The organism is Clostridium beijerinckii, assembly GCF_018223745.1.
Classification (GTDB): domain Bacteria; phylum Bacillota; class Clostridia; order Clostridiales; family Clostridiaceae; genus Clostridium; species Clostridium beijerinckii.
Genome location: NZ_CP073653.1, coordinates 4626847 through 4646391 on the forward strand (window position 1 = coordinate 4626847; position 19545 = coordinate 4646391).

General features: G+C 31.9%; 14 protein-coding genes. All 14 read right to left on the reverse strand.

The window, feature by feature from the left end; all coding sequences use genetic code 11:
- Positions 1-5 precede the first annotated feature (5 nt).
- On the reverse strand, positions 6-920 hold the full coding sequence (locus KEC93_RS20930) for an AEC family transporter (protein ID WP_077869488.1): 915 nt from the start codon (positions 918-920) through the stop codon (positions 6-8).
- A gap of 409 nt (positions 921-1329) precedes the next feature.
- Positions 1330-2397: a protein-glutamate methylesterase/protein-glutamine glutaminase gene (locus KEC93_RS20935; RefSeq protein ID WP_238892974.1), complete on the reverse strand. Its 1068-nt coding sequence runs from the start codon at positions 2395-2397 to the stop codon at positions 1330-1332.
- Positions 2394-3206, reverse strand: a complete 813-nt coding sequence (locus KEC93_RS20940; RefSeq protein ID WP_077869487.1) for a CheR family methyltransferase — start codon at positions 3204-3206, stop codon at positions 2394-2396. Before KEC93_RS20940 ends, KEC93_RS20935 begins: the two co-directional genes overlap by 4 nt.
- A 160-nt stretch (positions 3207-3366) precedes the next feature.
- Positions 3367-7116: a methyl-accepting chemotaxis protein gene (locus KEC93_RS20945; RefSeq protein WP_077869486.1), complete on the reverse strand. Its 3750-nt coding sequence runs from the start codon at positions 7114-7116 to the stop codon at positions 3367-3369.
- A gap of 36 nt (positions 7117-7152) precedes the next feature.
- Complete coding sequence (locus tag KEC93_RS20950; RefSeq protein ID WP_077869485.1) at positions 7153-9306, reverse strand: chemotaxis protein CheA; 2154 nt, start codon at positions 9304-9306, stop codon at positions 7153-7155.
- Positions 9307-9319: 13 nt separating this feature from the next.
- Positions 9320-9745 (reverse strand): chemotaxis protein CheW, encoded by a 426-nt coding sequence (locus tag KEC93_RS20955; protein ID WP_172462687.1) that lies wholly within the window; start codon positions 9743-9745, stop codon positions 9320-9322.
- 664 nt (positions 9746-10409) lie between these two features.
- Positions 10410-11456: an HD-GYP domain-containing protein gene (locus KEC93_RS20960; RefSeq protein WP_039769480.1), complete on the reverse strand. Its 1047-nt coding sequence runs from the start codon at positions 11454-11456 to the stop codon at positions 10410-10412.
- Between the two features lie 266 nt (positions 11457-11722).
- Positions 11723-13411, reverse strand: coding sequence for a sulfate adenylyltransferase subunit CysN (locus tag KEC93_RS20965; protein WP_077869776.1), 1689 nt, complete (start codon positions 13409-13411; stop codon positions 11723-11725).
- 1 nt (position 13412) lies between these two features.
- On the reverse strand, positions 13413-14312 hold the full coding sequence (gene cysD, locus KEC93_RS20970; RefSeq protein ID WP_023973163.1) for a sulfate adenylyltransferase subunit CysD: 900 nt from the start codon (positions 14310-14312) through the stop codon (positions 13413-13415).
- Between the two features lie 373 nt (positions 14313-14685).
- Positions 14686-15003 carry a 4Fe-4S dicluster domain-containing protein gene (locus KEC93_RS20975; protein ID WP_077869775.1) on the reverse strand — a complete coding sequence of 106 codons (318 nt, stop codon included), beginning with the start codon at positions 15001-15003 and terminating at the stop codon, positions 14686-14688.
- A complete protein-coding gene (locus tag KEC93_RS20980; protein ID WP_077869774.1) occupies positions 14987-16693 on the reverse strand; it encodes an adenylyl-sulfate reductase subunit alpha in 1707 nt (568 codons plus the stop codon). Before KEC93_RS20980 ends, KEC93_RS20975 begins: the two co-directional genes overlap by 17 nt.
- A 45-nt stretch (positions 16694-16738) precedes the next feature.
- Complete coding sequence (locus tag KEC93_RS20985) at positions 16739-17803, reverse strand: sulfate/molybdate ABC transporter ATP-binding protein (protein WP_023973167.1); 1065 nt, start codon at positions 17801-17803, stop codon at positions 16739-16741.
- Positions 17804-17808: 5 nt separating this feature from the next.
- A complete protein-coding gene (gene cysW, locus KEC93_RS20990; protein ID WP_172462706.1) occupies positions 17809-18624 on the reverse strand; it encodes a sulfate ABC transporter permease subunit CysW in 816 nt (271 codons plus the stop codon).
- A gap of 27 nt (positions 18625-18651) precedes the next feature.
- A complete protein-coding gene (gene cysT / locus KEC93_RS20995) occupies positions 18652-19476 on the reverse strand; it encodes a sulfate ABC transporter permease subunit CysT (RefSeq protein WP_012060349.1) in 825 nt (274 codons plus the stop codon).
- Positions 19477-19545: the final 69 nt, after the last annotated feature.

Here is a 19545-nt window from a genome sequence, read left to right on the forward strand (position 1 = left end):
GTCGCTTACCAAATAACATTTGCCAGATACAAAATTATTGGTATAGTAATCAGTGATAGCAATGTGCTTAAGCCAACTAATTTAGCTCCATACTCATAATCTCCTCCATACATCTGGGAAAACATTGGTACCGTAAGCCCTACTGGCGTAGCCATAGCTATTAATACAACTTTTTTTATTTCTATTAAATACGGTGGTAAAAATTTAAATAATATCATTATTATAACTGGAATAACGATAAGTTTTATAAACGCTACAAAGTAAGCATGTTTATCATTAAATAGTGTAATTAGTTTTGACTTAGCAATATACGTACCAAGTAAAATCATAGCAATAGGCGTATTGGTTTGTCCAACTAAGTTAAACGCATCATAAAAAAGCTTTGGCAGCTTTACGGGTGAAATAAAAACAAGCAATCCAAATGCCACAGCTATTATTCCAGGATTAAACAAAACACTTTTTAAGGTAATTAAACTTTTATTATTTGATACTGTATATATTCCATAAGTGTAACTCAGTATATTAAAACAAACTAGGTATGCTGATAAAAAAAACACCTTTTCTATCCCCATTATGCTAGTAACTAGTGGGATTCCAATAAATCCCGCATTTGCAAATCCGATTGCAAATTTATCTATTCTCTGATCTTTCTTAAAGACAATTTTACCCACAAAAAAGCCTATTAACATTGCACATAACGAAATAAAAAAAGAAATTCCTAGCTCCTTTAACTTATCTATAGAAAATTCCATTTGATAGCGTGTTAACATAATCATTGGATTGATAACCCAAACTAAAAGATTAGATATTTGTTTGGCTCCATCTTCATTAATTAATTTTTTGCGGTAGACTATAAATCCAATTGCCATTAATATGTACATGATACTTACTTGTCCAACTATTGTAAAAATAATCTCCATAATACTTTATCCTTCCGTTCTAAAAATGACTTTAAATATATGAGTGCTTTACATGATAATTCATTATAAACTAAATCTTTCCTTCTGATAAATCATTATATCAATTACCTATTTTAATATACAAGTCTAAAAGCAATAAATTTAAATATTAGCAAGCTAGCCATATATATTACTAGCTTATTAACATTTAAATTTGCTTTAATTCTATATTAAGCTATAAGTTACTTCATTAAATAAGTAACTCACATTCAAAAAATAACAAGTCCATTTACCAACCTATTTTCCATCATCATTCGTCGGTAATTTGACCTAATATGCACGCTATAAGGTCAATTTCTCTCCGTATCTAATGAAAAATATTCATGACAACATTGGACTTGATATTTATTTTCATGTATCTAAACTAAATTTATAAGTTTAACATTATTGTCTCAAACATGTCGCTTAGTGCTACCTGACTATCTGCAAGACCTGCTTCAAACACTACTTTAGGCATGCCATAAACTATACAGGATTCTTCTGCCTCAACTATAACATATCCATTATTATTTTTTACATTCTGACAGCCTGCTAACCCGTCATTACCCATTCCCGTTAAAATTACAGAGACTAGCTTATCTTTAAAAATAGGCGCTGCCGAATTTAAAGTAACATTAATTGATGGCTTGTATAGGCTGTCTACATTTTTCATATCCTCAACTTTAAAAACTATGCTATTATCCTGGCTTTTTTCTAATAGTGTTTGAAATCCCGCTGGTGCTATATATATTTTTCCTCGTTCAAGTATATCTCCATTCTCTACTTCTTTAACATGTAGATTACATATGGTATCAAATCTTTCAGCTAGCGGTCCAGTAAATCCTGGTGGCATATGCTGGATTACAATAACTGGCCTGCATAAATCCTTTGGAAATCTTGGCAATATTGATTGAAGTGCGGATGGTCCTCCTGTTGAGCACCCAATAATAAGCAGCTCCCTCTTCATGAGTTTTTCACCACAATTAATCTGCTGTTTATCATATTTAATATTTTCTAAATCTGCATTACTATCTTCTTTATTCTTTTGTACCTTACTACTGCCTGCAATTACTTTTAGTTTACTAAGAAAATCATTTATTGTTTCCTCTTTTATGTTCTCCCCTACTAATGAACCTTTTAAGAAAATATCGATTGCTCCGAGCTCTAAAGCCTTTAGTGCTGTCCTAGTACCATCTTCCGTATGATTACTCAGCATCACAACTGGTACAGGGCAAGTTTTCATAATTTCTTTTAGGGCACTTATTCCATCCATTTCTGGCATTTCTACATCCAATGTTACTATATCAGGTTTTAATCTTTGTATCTTTTCTATTGCGTCCAATCCATTTCTAGCGATTCCTATTATAAAAAATTGAGGATCTCTTTCTATAATAAGGCTTATACATCTCCTCATAAAGGAGGAATCATCTACAACTAAAACACCATATTGTTTCATCATGCTTTCTCTCCCTTCTTATAATAAAAGATCGATGGAGTATAAACAGTATCAAAGCCTGGATTGACATTAGTAACTGTTTCTGCATGGCCTAAAAATAAATATCCTGTTTCATTAAGAATATTGTAAAACGAAAGAGCAGCTTTTTTAGTAAATTCTGTATCAAAATATATCAAAACATTCCTGCAGAGTATTATATCAACTCTTCCAACTTCTTGTTCGATATTTTTATCAAACATATTTAAATTCTTAAACTTTACAAGTTTTCTTATTTCATCCTTAACCTTGTAGTCATCTTCAATTTTATCAAAATATTTATCTAACATTCCATAAGGCATCTTCCTAAAGGACAAAGATTTACTACTGTATACCCCATTTTCAGCTTTATCTAATACTTTTTTATTAATATCCGAGGCTATTATTTCAACAGAACCATTTTGAAAAAGCATTGTTTCTTTTATTAACATTGCTAATGTATAGGGTTCTTCCCCACTTGAACAAGCTGCACACCAGATTCTAAAAGTTTTTTCCTTTGAATAGTCTTCAAATTTAGGGAAAACATTAGTTTGCAATTCTCTTAATAAATTTTCTTCTCTAAAGAAATAAGTTTCATTTACTGTTATTAGTTCAATTAATGTATCTCTTTCTTTTTCTTCTATTTTAACGTATCCGCAATATTCCCAAACACTAAGTCCAAGTTCTTTAATTCTATAGGTTATCTTACTTTCAAGTGAAGGAAGATTTTTGGAGTAGTCAATGCCACAGAATTCATATATATAACTCGCCAATTGTTCTAATGCCATAATACTCATAATTTAAAATTTCCTCCTTATATTTAAAACCACAATTTATTCCTTTAATATATAAGTTGCTCTAAATATTTTTAAATTTAGAATTACAAAATTCTAATAATTAGCCTTAATATAATTTTCCCGTAGCAACTTATATACTCATATAGAATTTATTATCTAGTTATTCAACTAACTCCTCTAATGATTTTTTTATTTCTAATGTATACTCAGAAAGTTCTCTAGTAATACTTGAAGTTTTTTGAACATCCCTTACATTTAAGTTAACTACATTATTTATATCTTCAATATGTTTTCTAAGCTCTTCAACTTCTCTTGCCTGTACCTTAGTAGCTATTGTTACTTCATTTGCTTGTTCCGTAACATTCTTAAAGTTATCTGTGATTCTATCAGTAGATTTTGTTTGTTCATTCATGGCCCAAGTTATCTGCTTCATATCTTCCCTAGAACATCTTACACCTTTTATAATATTTTCTACTCCTGATGCCTGCTCTTTAGATACCTCAGTAACTTGTTGTGCCACTTTTGTAACATTTTCTGCTGAATTTACAATATTCTTTCCTTGTTTTGCCTGCTCTTTTACTGCTACAGCTATTTGTCTTACTTGCTCTCTAGAATTAGTTATTCCCTTAACTACTTCTTCAACTCCTATAGCTTGTTCTTTCACTGCTCTTGTTACTTGCTCCGACTGTTCTGCTACGTTTTCTACAGAAACTACAATGTCTTTCCCTTGTTTTGCTTGTTCTTTCACTGCTACTGTTATTTGTCTTACTTGTTCTCTGGCATTTTCTATACCTTTTACTATTTCGCCAACCCCAGCTGCTTGCTCTTTCATAGCTTGTGTTACCTCTGCAGTTTGACTTGTAACCTCTGCTACTAGCTTAGTCATTGATTTTCCTTGTATCGTCTGTGCTATCATGGCATCAGTTATCTGCTTAACTTGTTCTCTTGCATTCACTACCCCTTGAATAATTTCATCTACTCCACTGGCTTGTTCTTTAACAGCCGTAGTTACCAGTGCTGCCTGATTAGTTACATTTTCTACAGAAGCAACAATATTTTCCCCTTGCTTTGCTTGTTCTTTTACCGCCACAGTAATTTGTCTTACTTGCTCTCTTGCATTTACTATTCCTTTAACTATTTCTTCTACGCCTATTGTTTGTTCATTAGTTACTACAGCTATTTGAACTGCTTGATTTGTTACATTTTGTACCGCTGCTACAATATCTCCACCTTGTTTTGCTTGTTCTTTTACCGCAAGCGTTACTTGTCTTACTTGTTCTCTTGCATTTACAACGCCTTTAATTACTTCCTCTACTCCATTTGCTTGTTCTTTAACAGCCATAGTCACCTGCGCTGCTTGATTTGTTACATTTTCGACAGATCCAACAATATCTTGTCCCTGTTTTGCTTGTTCTTTTACTGCTACTGTAATTTGTCTTACCTGCTCTCTTGCATTCGCCACACCTTTTATTACTTCATCAATTCCCGCTGCTTGCTCTTTTACTGCTACTGCGACCTCATTTGTTTGATTAACAACATTTTCTATAGACAAAGCGATATTTTTTCCTTGTTTTGCCTGTTCTTTCACTGCTACTGTTATTTGCCTTACTTGTTCCTTAGCATTTACAACACCTTTTATTACTTCCTCTACACCAGCAGCTTGTTCCTTTACTGCTATTGTAACCTCATTTGTTTGATTAACAACGTTATTTATGGCTTTACTAATATTTCCCCCTTGACTTGCTTGTTCTTTTACCGCTACTGTTATTTGTCTTACTTGTTCTCTTGAATTTTCGACACCTTTTATTATTTCATCTATGCCAATAACTTGTTCTTTTACTGCTATTGCAACTTCATCGGCTTGATTTGTTACATTTTCGACAGCTCCAACAATATTTTGTCCTTGTTTAGATTGTTCATTCATTGCTATATTAATTTGCACTACTTGTTCTCTTGCATTTGCTACACCTTTTATTACATTTTCTACACTTATAGCTTGTTCCCTTGTAGCTTGTGTAACCATAGATGCTTGATTAGTAACATTTCTCATAGATTCGAGTATTTCTCTGCTTCCTTTATTTTGACTGTCAGTTGCCAAAGTTATTTCTTTGATTTCATTAGTCACATTTTCTATTCCACCAACTATTTTTTCTATTACAGTGCCAACTTCATTACTTAATCTTGATCCATATTCAACTTTCTCAGTTCCAACTTCTATCGCCTTAATTGCATTGGTAGTTTCTCCCTGGATTCCTTTTATAAGTTCAGATATTTCCTTTGTAGCTGTAGCAGTTCTCTCAGCTAGTTTCCTCACTTCATCAGCTACTACCGCAAATCCTTTTCCGTGTTCTCCTGCTCTTGCAGCTTCAATTGCAGCATTTAAAGCAAGTAAATTTGTTTGATCTGCTATATCATCTATTACATCTATAATGCTTCCAATTTTATCAGAACTCTTTCCTAAGTTAGTTATTACACTTTCTGCCTTGTGGATAACCTCAGATATTTCACCTATAGCGACTAATGTATTAGCTACAGCTGTTTGTCCATCCTTAACATCTGATTTCACTACATCACTTAATGAATTTACATTTTGAGCATTTTGAGCCACTTGACTTATTGATGCCGCCATGTCCTCAACCGTCTTATAAGTTTCATTTGAAGCTTTTTGCAGTTCTTCAGCATTACCAGCTACTCCTTGAATAGATTTTCCCATTTCTTCTATAGACGCAGATATTTCTTCTACTGATCTTGTAGTACTCTCACTATTTCCTGCTACTTGCTGAATAGATACTACTACCTCTTGTACCGCAGCCGCCGCTTCATTTGCAGAGCCTCTTAAACTTTCAGCATTTCCTGCTACTCCCCTAACTGATTTACCCATTTGTTCTACTGATGACGATATTTGTTCAACTGAGCTTGCTGTGCTCTCACTATTTCCTGCTACTTGCTGTATTGATGCTACCATTTCTTGTATAGCCGCTGCTGATTCATCTGTTGAAACTTTTAAACTTTCTGTATTAGTAGCTACTCCTTTTATTGATACACCCATTTCTTCAATTGATGATGATATTTCTTCAACTGAACTTGCTGTACTTTCACTATTTTTTGCCACTTCTTCAATTGATACTACAATTGATTGCACCGATGCTTCTGCATTTTCAGCAGTATCCTTCAATCCCTCTGCATTTTTTGCAACACCTTGTATTGATTTTCCCATTTCCTCAATAGATGCCGATATTTGTTCTACTGAACTTGCTGTGCTTTCACTATTTCCTGCTACTTGCTGAATTGATGCTACTACTTCTTGAATTGATACAGTCACATCTTTTGCTGAAGAAGTTAAACTTTCTGCATTTCCAGCTACTCCTTTAACTGATTTCCCCATTTGCTCTACTGAAAAAGAAATTTCTTCTACTGATTTTGATGCGCTCTCTCCATTCCCTGCTACTTGCTGAATTGATGCCACCATTTCTTGTATTGATTCTGAAACATCCTTAGCTGATCCAGTCATTTCTTCCGCATTTCCTGCGACCACTTTAATTGATTTACCCATTTCCTCAATTGAATTTGATATTTCTTCAATTGAACCTGATACACTTTCGCTATTACCTGCAACCTGTTTTGATGATACAGCTATTTCCTCAAGTGAGCTTTGCGACTTTTGAGCGACATTCGTTAATTGCTCTGCATTTATCACAACTCCATTTATAGATTTAGCCATTTCACTTGTGAGAGAATTTACTGACTTCACAGCTTCTGATTGATCAATTGTTCCTTTTGTAACTTGTTCATTTATATTTGATAATTCTTTTAATTTCTCATCAAGCTTTTTAGATGCAAAAACTGCATTATCTACCCTTCTTAAACCTCCTATAAGCTTAATTCCAATATTTCTTTTAAAACTACCCATTTATATACGCCTCCACACTTTCTGATCTTTTGCTTATTAAATTTCACTGCTATTAAAATTATTATTTTCTTTTATGTTTTTGCTACTAATCATTCTCGATATTCCTACTACATCAAATATATGAGCAACACTTCCATCACCAAGTATTGTTGCACCTGATATCCCCTCAATTTTTCCTATGTAAGAGCCTAAGGGTTTAACTACTATTTCTTGATTTCCAACTAATTCATCAACTACAATACCGAATCTTTTTTCTGCGATACCTAAAACTACAATGAATACATTTTTCTTTTTATTTTCCCTCGGCAATTTAAAATAATCATGAAGCCATACTAGAGGATGAACTTTATCTCTAATAACAACAACAGATTGATTTTTTACATATTCAATCTCATCTTTAGGCTTTCTCACAATCTCAATTATATTGCTCATCGGTAACGCATAAGTTTCATTATGAATTTTCACCAGTAATCCTGCGAGTATTGCAAGAGTTAGTGGTAATTTAATCGTAAATTTACTACCTTCTCCTTCTTTTGTTTCTACATCAATAATTCCATTTAGTTTATCTATATGATTTCTAACAATGTCCATTCCTACGCCTCTGCCTGAAACGTCACTTACATTATTAGCTGTTGACAGCCCCGTTTGAAAAATAAGATTTATTATCTCTTGTTCTGATAATGCTTCTGCCTCTTGGGCTGAAATTACTTCTTTCTTAATTGCTGATTGCTTTATCTTTTCTAAATTTAAGCCAGCACCATCATCTTCAATTGTCACAATTACATGGTTTTCTTGGTGAAATGCCTTTATTTTCAAAGATCCTTTTGAAGGCTTATCTTTGCCTATACGAGTACTAGGTTTTTCTATTCCATGGTCTAGGGAATTTCTTACAAGATGAATCAAAGGATCAGTAATATCTTCAATTATAGTTCTGTCCATTTCTGTCTCTCCACCCTCTAGAACCAACTCCACCTCTTTTTCTAATGAATTAGCAAGATCTCTTACCAGCCTCGGGAATCTACTAAATAGCTGTTGCACTGGCACCATACGAGCTTTCATTATGCTTTCTTGAAGTTCGCTAACTACTCTTGATACACGACTTGATATTCCAATTAAATCTTCTACTGAATCATCAGCTATATATTTATTATGTAAATTGTTACTTACTTGAGCAATTCTAGTTTGTTCAATAACCATCTCTCCAACTAAATTCATCATATGTTCAAGACGTTCTATATCGACTCTAATGGTTTGTGATAATTTTTTTTCATTTCTTATGTCTTGTGAAACTTTTTTTTCACTGCTTATCTCATCATTTTTTTCCATTGCCATTTCTCTTTTTATATTAGCTACATTTTTTTTATCCTGAGTGACTACCTTTTCTTTATCTAATTTCGTAAATTCATAATCAAACACACTAACATCATCAATATCCATTAATTCATGCTTAATTCTTAACTCAAGTTCTTTTGCTCCTAATTCAGAAATTAATAAATAATTTATAGTATTAATATTTTCATCTTCATCCAATAGTTCTAATACATTGGGACTAGATCCTATAACCTCTCCCATATCATTTAGCGAATTAAGTATAAGAAAAGCTCTTGTTGCTTTCATAAGACTATCCTCTGAGAGCTTAATCTCACAAACAACACAAGAGCACCCATTTAGCTTTTCATTTTCTATTGTATGTCTTTTCTCATCATCTAGCTCAAATACTATCCTCTCATTGTCACCTTCATGACTAATTTCACTTTTTACTCCAATAAATTGATTGCCTTCAGTTTTGTCCACGTCAATACTTTGAATACATCTAAGTTTTCCTATGATATCATCAATGTTCACTTCCGTATCATTCTTATATTCTATAAAATCTCTTTTTAATAAAGTTAAGCAGTCAGTACATTCAAACAAAACGTTAATTATTGGCTCCGTTACTTCCATAAAATTATTCCTAATTTTATCAAGTACATTTTCCATTTCATGAGTAAGAGTTTTCATCTTTTCATACCCCATAGCTGAAGAGGATCCTTTTAATGTATGTGCTACCCTAAAAATATCTTGTATAACTTTACTAACTTCATCTTTCTTTTCTAATTCTAAAATTCCTTGTTCTAAAAGTTGTATCTGCTCTTCCACTTCATCCAAAAATGCACTTACCATTTCAGGCATTTCATATATATTAGACATTTCACACCTCCCCCTAATCATGAAGAACTACATCTATCTTCAATAAACTTATTACTCCATTCCCCGTAATTCCTATTCCTTCAAAGTACTCCCCATCAATACCTGCAACAACTTTTGGCGTTGGTTGGATATCATTGAATTGTATAACTGAGTCAACCTTGTCCACAATTATACCAATCATCTCTTCTCTACTTTTTACCACTATTATTCTAGTTTCTTTAGTTCTAGCGCATTCTATTAGTTTAAACCTTTTATGTAAATTAACTACCGGAATTACCTTTCCACTTAAATTAATAACGCCTTCCAGAAAGAATTTACTATTATGTGTTGGAGATATTTGCTGCAGCCTAATAATTTCATAAACATCACTAATCTTAAGAGCATACTTCTCACTTGCTAATTCAAAAGCAATATGTTGAATATCCAATAAATCATTCATATAATCTTCCTCCACAAACATTCTAGTAAAATTCACTATAATTTTTTAAAGTATCAACTAAGTAATCTTCTTTATATGGTTTTATAATGAATCCTCTAGCTCCATTAATTATAGATTCCAAGAATCCTTTTCGCATCCACTCCTCCACGCACAAATTTCTTTATATTTTTTACTTTTTATAATTTAATTTTATATATATTTTTAAAAAACAATACTTTATTATCTTTACTATAAAAAAATATTAATTTCTATTAATTTTATATTATAATTTTTGGTCTTATTTGTCAATAATGATATTATATTGTTTAATATAATAATATATTGCATTAATTGGTATTATCATCTAATAATTTTTATCAAATTATATAATCAAATAATCTTTTTATATTAAAATTTTATTTTGCCCTTTCTATAAATTTATACAAAAAAATAGACTCAAAGTAGCTTAAAATCTACTTCGAGTCTATGTTTGGCGAAAAATACTCTATATAATTGTCAACTTATATTATATTTGCTTTTTTTGCATTAATAAAAGTTTTCATCTAGATATACTAATATTCTAATTTTATTATCTATATTATTTCCAAAAATGGAATTACGATTCGACATATACACACAGCATTTTTTTAAGTTTTAAATTTCCGCATTCCTATATTACTAACTGTTATACAAATATATCACTTATATCCAAGTCTTTTCTTCTTGAAAAATCAATAAGTTCATCATTAATTTTTACAATAGGACTTAGTATATCATTTGGAGGTATATACATAATTTCACCTATCCTACCATCCTCAAGCCTTGCCTTCATTCCTATATAATATGGGCTTATATTTTCTAAGAGTGTAAAAATAACTGAAGTATCATACAATTTTACTCCTTCAGTCAAAAACATTTGAAATATTTTAAGTGGAGTTACGCCTTTCTTGTATACTCTATTTGATATCATTGCATCAAATGTATCTGCTGCTGCAACAATTTTTGCGTTTAATGTAATATCTATTCCTAACTTTCCAAACGGATATCCAGATCCATCAATTCTTTCATGGTGCATAAGTATTGCATCTTTTATACTTCTACTAAAATAATCATAATCATTTATTATATCATATCCTAAAATAGTATGTTTCTTAATTTCATCAAATTCTTCTCTTGTTAGCTGACCTGGCTTGTTCAATATTTCATTATCTATTTTAATCTTGCCGATATCATGAAGAAGTCCTGATTCAATAATTTCTTTAACTGTGCCTGAAGATAAATTCATCCATTTTGCTATAAGCATTGAATATATTGCTACATTTATACAATGCGTATAAGTATACTCATCTGCTTTGTTTAACGCAACTAAACACTTAATTATGATGTTAGGCTCATCTAAATACTTTATTATCGATTTAGATATTTTAGAAATACTCTCAGAATTCATTTTATTTGTTGTAATCAATCCTCTTATTAATTCTTTAATATTGAATATACTTGCATCATAATCCTCTTCAAATTCTTTAATTTTATCCATATTACTTTTGCCCAAGCTATTGTTTTCTCCCGAAACATAGATATGAGCACTATATTCTCCAAGACTAATCAATTTATCTATTATATATGAATTGAGTATTGTATTCTTAGACGCTAATTTTAAACCATTACATATTATATCCTCAGCCAAAATCATGCCAGGTTTACAATTAAACAATAATATTTTATGTTTCATAAAATTAATCACCCCTATCTACCTACATTAAACTTTATCATCAAATAATTCCTTTTTCAATAAAACAAATATAAATATAGTATATTTTTCCTTATATTATAACATAATAATACATTATATAACTTCGAATTTAAAATCTAGTAATTGCATTTATTAATAATAAACGTTAGTAAAAGAAGCCTCAAAAATAATTTACCAATCATTTTTAAGGCTTCTTTGATTTATTTTTTATATTCTGTATTTAAGACAACACCTTTATACATTTTCTATTTAGTACTATGAAAAACTACTCTTCTATAAGTTTCAAATCTAACCCATCTATTTAAGAAATCTCCTAGAGTTTTCTCGTTAGCTTCTTTATATTCATTCAAGAATTTTACAACTTCTTCATTAGAATTTACCTTAACTTCAAATCCTCTGCCATTAATAACTGGAACTTCTTGATATTTATAATCGACAATAGATTTAATATCTGTAATTTTCTTATCACGTATTTCAATTACTATTGAGTCACGAAGAACTAGTAAATCAAAGTTATCTGGATATTTGTAGCTATCACCTTCTATTGGAAGCTCATCGCCTACAGTATAAGTCTTTTCTTCTGGTTTATATTTGAATATAGATAAAGTTTCTGTATCATAATAGAATTCTTCAAAAATATCTCCTCTTGCTTTTAATTCATTATACTCAAAAGCAAATTTTGCATTTTTAGTATCATTATTATGAACATCTTCTATAACACCACAAGCTGATGTCATATTAGTAACACGATCTATTAAAATAAGTTCTCCTAATGTTTTATGTGCATCAAACTTATCAACAACTATCTTTTCAGATAATAGAATATCACATGCCGCTATTTCATTTTTTGTTAAATAACCAGTTGGTAAATGCTCTCCTGTGTTGACATCAATTTTATATTTTACATCTGTAACAACACCAGTCAGCATCTTAGTACCTACTTTTACAAAATACTCTTTACCAGCCGTTAATTCCGAATCATCCATCCAAAGAATCTTTGCACTAATTAACTTACTTGTAGTAATATCAGTTTCTTTTGTAAGTACACAGCCTCTTGATACATCAACTTCTTTATTAAGCTGTATTGTAACAGATTGACCTTTTCCAGCACTTTGCGATTCCTTATCGGTAATATGAATACTTTTTACTAATGCTTTTTCATTACTAGGAAGTGTTGTAATTTCATCTCCTACAGAAATGCTTCCAGCTTCAATTTCCCCTTGGAACCCTCTAAAAGTATGATTTGGTCTACATACTCTTTGAACAGGCATATAGAAACCTTCTTCGGATTTACTATCAATCTCTACATTTTCTAGATATGGTAAAAGTGCTTCCCCTGCATACCATGGAGTATTTTCTGACTTCTTAGTAACGTTATCCCCTTCCGTAGCTGATACAGGAATTATATGAACATTTTCTAATGAAAGTTCATTTACTAATTCTTTAATTTGCTCTTCAATTTCTAGAAATCTTTCTTGACTGTAGCCTACTAAATCAATCTTATTAACTGCAAATACAAAATTCTTTACACCCATTAAGGAACAAATTCTTGCATGTCTTCTTGTTTGAACAAGTACCCCTTGCTTTGCATCTATTAATATAATAGCAAGCTCTGCAAAGGATGCACCTACTGCCATGTTTCTAGTATATTCTTCATGTCCTGGAGTATCTGCTACTATAAAACTTCTATTATCAGTTGTAAAATAACGATATGCAACGTCTATTGTAATTCCTTGCTCACGTTCCGCCATTAAACCATCTAATAATAGAGAATAGTCTATTGCTCCGCCTCTACTTCCAACTTTGCTATCTAATTCTAAAGCTTTTTCTTGGTCTGCATATAAAAGCTTTGAATCATATAAAATATGTCCAATAAGAGTAGATTTTCCGTCATCTACACTACCACATGTTATAAACTTTAATAAGCTCTTCATCTTAGAAATACCCCTCTCTCTTTCTTCTTTCCATACTACCTGCTGCTTCACTATCAATAACTCTAGTTGTTCTTTCAGATGATACGGCACTAAGGGTTTCCTCAATAATAGCATCCAAAGTAACTGCATCTGATTCAAAACCACCTGTTAATGGATAACATCCAAGTGTTCTGAATCTTATTTTCTTATGTTCAACTTTCTCACCTGGTAATAGTTTTAATCTATCGTCATCTACCATAATTATATTGCCATCACGTTCAATGCATGGTCTTTCTTTTGCAAAATATAAAGGAACTATATCAATATTTTCACGCTTTATATATTGCCATATATCATTTTCAGTCCAATTTGAAATTGGAAAAACTCTCATACTTTCACCTTTATTTATTTTAGTGTTATAAAGCTTCCACATTTCTGGTCTTTGATTTTTAGGATCCCATGCTTGCGCTTCATTTCTAAAAGAGAAAATTCTTTCCTTTGCACGAGATTTTTCTTCATCACGACGTCCTCCACCAAAGGCTGCTGTAAATCCATATTTACTTAATCCTTGTTTTAAAGCTTGTGTCTTCATGATATCAGTATATGCTGATCCGTGATCAAAAGGATTAATCCCTTGCTTTATACCTTCTTCATTTGAATGGACAATCATCTCAATTCCTAATTTTTCTGCTGTCTTATCACGAAATTCGATCATTTCTTTAAACTTCCATGTTGTATCTATATGCATGAAAGGAAATGGTGGCTTTTCAGGATAAAATGCTTTCATTGCAAGATGTAACATAACTGAACTGTCTTTACCAATTGAATATAGCATTACTGGCTTTTCACATTCTGCTGCTACTTCTCTAATAATATAAATTGCTTCTGCTTCTAATTTATCAAGATGTGATAATTCGCTCATATATTAGTCCCCCTATTTGCTAATTTAAATTTTTAAATATACTTTTCAATTCACAATTCACAGTTCGCAATGCACAATTGTGGAATAAATTACTTCGTAATTTATTCAAATGTTCTTTATTACGCTTTGGGCTTTTTCTAAGTGAAGTGTTTTTATTTGCAGCATAGCTGTTTTTTTTATATGAATGATCTTGGTTGCAGCATAGCTGCTTTTTTTATATAATTGATCTTGGTTGCAGCATAGCTGCTTTTTTCATATAAATGATCTTGATTGCAGCATAGCTGCTTTTTTCATATGTGTATATTTTTTCTGAAAAGCCTATAGGCTTTTCCTCCTTAATTGTGCATTGATAATTGTGCATTGTGAATTGATTCTAATATTGATTTGAATCTTTACGGTTTATTTCGATAGAATGCTCTGTTCCATCAGTTTCTTCAATCTTCCAATCTGCAATATCATCTTTAAATTTAACTGTAAGTTTGCTTCCTCTTCCACCCATATCTGCTCCTAGATATAATGAAATGGAACCTGTAGGGCATTCTTTTATGCAAGAAGAGCATCCCCAACAATCTTTAGGATATTTTATATATACTTTCTTGCCATCTTCAGTTGATTTTATAAGACTTCCTGGACACACAGCTAAACATCTTTTGCATCCTATGCATTTATTTTTATTAATTGCTATGCTCATATGTTTCACCTCTTCCCACTAAATCTCTATATAACATTTTAAGTTTGCCATCTATAAGCTTCGAATTAACATATTTTAACCATTCATCGCTTTTCTCTGGATAATCAAGGTTTTCTGCAAAGCTGTGCCATCTAGTTTCTTTTCTCGCTTTTAAATGGGCAATTACAGATTTACAAAGAGTAAGTCTCTCTTTTAACTCATATACAAACATCAATTCATGCATATCTTCTGCATAAAGATTTTCACTCAATTTCTCAATTTGCTCAATTTTCTCCATTGCAAGTTCAAGTTGCTTTTCATTGAACTGATAACTACTTCCAATTCCGCCTGCATAAGTATCCATTACCTTCTGCATTGCTTCTTCAAGTTGTTCAAAATTGAATATCTGATTTTCAGAGTTTAGCACTTTTTCAACTTCTGATTTCTTTTTCTTTATAAGTAAATCTTCTTCAGTTGTTGATAAAGTAACAACATCTTTATCACTATTATTTATTGCTTCAACTGCTGCCTTTGCTGCAATCTCACCTTCTACTAGTGCTCCTGTAACATATTTTTGTGGGCATCCACCAGCTACATCACCTGCTGCATAAAGACCTTTTATTGTAGTTTCTCTTTTGGTATCAACCCAATATCCACTAGCAGTATGTCCACCTACTATGTATGGTTCTGTTCCTTCAATTTCTACATTTTGCTCACTTGGATTTTTTCCTGATTCTATCCATTTTAAAGTTTGACTAGGAGCCATGTTTAAATATGCTTTCTTTAATTCTTCATCTTGAGCAGAAGTAATACCTTCCGTTCTTAAATAGCAAGGCCCTCTTCCTTCTTGATTTTCCTTTACTGTTCCATAAACTCTTTCTGATGTAGTTAGACCATATTTTGTTTCATAAACTTCTCCTTTTGAATTTACCTGCTTTGCGCCTACACCTTGAGCAATTGTACCCGTTGGTGCAATCGTGTCTTTACATCTCAAAGCAATAAATCTCATTTCAAAAGTAGTCATTTCAGCCCCTGCTTCTATTCCCATAGCATACCCTGCACCAGTGTTGAAAGGAGGATACCACATTTTATGTCTTGAAAAGCCTGGATTGTTAGGTTTATAAAGACCTGCTGCTCCACCAGTTGCGCATATTACTTTTTTTGCTTTAATTTCATATAGAATTTCTTCTTCTACACCAACTGCAAAAGCGCCAAGTATCTGATTATCTTTTACAATATAATCAATAACATTAACTTGATTCATAACAGTAACATCGTTTAGTTGCTGCACTGCATCTGCTAAAATAGGTTTAATGTTTTCACCGTTAATTTTTATATTTCTATTTCCTCTAGCCACATATTCGCCATTTTCATCTTTTAAGATAACAAGCCCTAAATCCTCTAACTTTTTTGTTACCTTATTTAAACCTTGTGACATTGTAAGAAGTAGATCTTCACGCACAATATTATCTGCATCTTTTTTAGCGTAATCCACATAGTCTTCAGGCTTTCTTCCTTTAACTATGTATGCATTGATTGCATTTACTCCGGCTGCTAAGCACCCACTTCTCTTAATATTAGCTTTTTCAAGTATAAGTACGGATGCATTAGAATTTTCACGTATGGTTAAGGCCGCATAGCACCCAGCAGTACCTCCTCCAATAATTAATATATCAGTTTCTAATTGTTTTACTTGAACGTTCTTACTCATAGCATATCTCCTTTTTTAAGGTCCATATTTTTTGATTGTGCCGTGTTAAATAAATACAGACATTTCTTCTGTTTTAATCTTATTTTCCACAACATTTGCACTTTTTTCATCAAATGCATAAACTCTATGGATTAAAACGAAAACTTCTTCACCAATTTTTAATTCTTCATCTTCCAGGCTACGATATCCATAAAATATTTGATTCCCTACCTGTACATCTATTTCAAGATTATTCCCTCTAAATGCAATACCTTTTACAATTCCTTTTTCTGCTGCAAGAGGAGTCAAAATCTCCTTATCATTTTTAGCAATTTGTATAAATTCAGGACGTACTATTGCCTTTGTTTCTTTAGGGTTTACAACTTCAAATCCTTTTAGCTTAGTATAATCATCTATTAGATTCGATTCACCAATAAATTGCGCTACGAAATGAGTCTTTGGATTCTTATATATCTCAACTGGACTACCTTTCTGCTCAATTTTCCCTCTATTCGTTATTATTATTTCATCTGCTACTTCTACCGCTTCATCTTGGTCATGGGTTACAAAGATACTTGTTATTCCTAATTTAGATATTGTTTCTCTAAGCCATCTTCTAAGTTCTTTTCTTACCTTCGCATCAATTGCTGCAAAAGGCTCATCTAGTAGTAATAGCTGTGGATTAGGGGCAAGTGCTCTAGCAAAAGCTACACGTTGTCTTTGTCCACCAGACAATTGACCTGGATACCTTTTTTCAAGCCCCTTAAGACCAATAAGTTCTATAAGTTCCATAACTCTCTCATGTATATAATCTTTTTTAGCTTTTTGTACCACAAGACCAAACGCTACATTATCATAAACTGTCATATGACGAAATAGAGCATAACTTTGAAATACGAAGCCAATTCCTCTTTTTCCTGGTTCTATATCATTGACTTTGACTCCATTAATAATGATATCTCCTTCATCTGGAGTTTCAAGACCTGCTATCATTCTAAGTATAGTAGTCTTACCACTTCCACTTGGGCCTAAAAGGCCAATCAATTTTCCCTGCTCTATTCTAAAACTAACATTGTCAGATGCCTTATAATCTCCGAATTTTTTATTAATATTCTTTAGTTCCACATACATACATACTAGACCCCCTTCTTAGTTTTCCATTCCACAATATTACGTAATATCAATACCATAACTGCAATAATTACCAATATAGAAGCAACTGCGAAAGCTGCTGAGAATTGATATTCGTTATATAAAATTTCAATGTGTAATGGAAGAGTATTTGTCTTTCCTCTAATATGACCAGATACCACTGATACTGCCCCAAATTCTCCCATTGCTCTTGCTGCACAAAGTATTACTCCATATATAAGTCCCCATTTAATATTAGGAAGAGTTATTTTTCTAAATATATTAAATCCATTAGCTCCCATCATCGCTGCTGCTTCTTCTTCATCAGTTCCCTGAGCGTTCATTAAAGGTATTATTTCTCTCGCTACAAACGGAAAGGTTACAAATATTGTTGCTAATATTATCCCTGGTACAGCAAACACTATTTTTATATTATTTTGAACTAAAATATTTTCTAAAAAACTCCCTTTTCCAAATGTTAATACGAATATTAATCCTGCAATAACAGGTGATATTGCAAATGGCAGATCAATTAAAGTTCCTAGCAGGTTCTTCCCTCTAAATTTAAATTTTGTTATAGCCCACGCAATGCATATACCAAATATAGTATTCATGATTGTTGCTATTAACGTAGATATTAATGTAAGGTTCATAGCTTTAAGAGTATATCCCTCTGAAATTGCTTTAATATATGCACCAAACCCTTTAGCCAAAGCTTCAGAAATTATAGATATCAGTGGAATAATAAGCATTAGTATAAGAAAAAATATGCTTATACCTATCAAACCGTATTTTAAGAATTTATTTTCACTTCTATTCATTGATGTTTTTTTCACTTACTATTCACCTCATATCTGCTTTAATTTACTATTGTATAGTTGAATTCCATTTATAACGAATAATATTAAGAATGAAGCACCTAACATAACTAAAGCTATAGCCGTAGCACCACTATAGTCGTATTGCTCCAATCTTGACATAATTAAAAGAGGTGCAATTTCTGTTTTCATTGGAAGATTTCCTGCGATAAAAACTACACTTCCATACTCACCAACACCTCTTGCAAATGCTAAACCAAATCCAGTTAATAATGGTGCTGATATTTCTGGAAATATTACTTTGCAAAAAGTTCTTAATCTACTAGCTCCAAGCATTGCTGCCGCTTCTTCATATTGTCCGTCTAAATCTTCAAGAACTGGCTGAATTGTTCTTACAACAAATGGAATTCCTATAAATGTTAAGGCTATAACAATTCCTAAAATAGAAAATGATGATTTTATTCCAAATGAATAAAGTATTTTTCCTATCCAACCATTCTCAGAATATAAGGTAGTAAGTGAGATACCTGCAACAGCTGTTGGTAGTGCAAATGGTAAATCAATTATTCCGTCTATAAATCTTTTAAATGGAAAATCGTATCTAACTAAAACCCACGCCAAGATAACCCCGAATACGCTATTTATTATCGCTGCTATAAATGCAGCCCCAAAACTCACCAAGTATCCGTGTAATGTTCTAGCATTTAATACTGTACTAAGAAATTTATCTAATCCCATTCCCCCTGACTTTATGACTAAAGCTGATAAAGGAATTAAAACTATAAGGCTTAGGTAAACAAGAGAAAAACCCATTGTCAGTCTAAATCCAGGAATAACTCTTTTTGTCTTGCTCATATTCATCCCCCACTCTAAAAAAATAATTACCATATTAAAAAACTTCTCTGATACCTAGCCACTTTTATC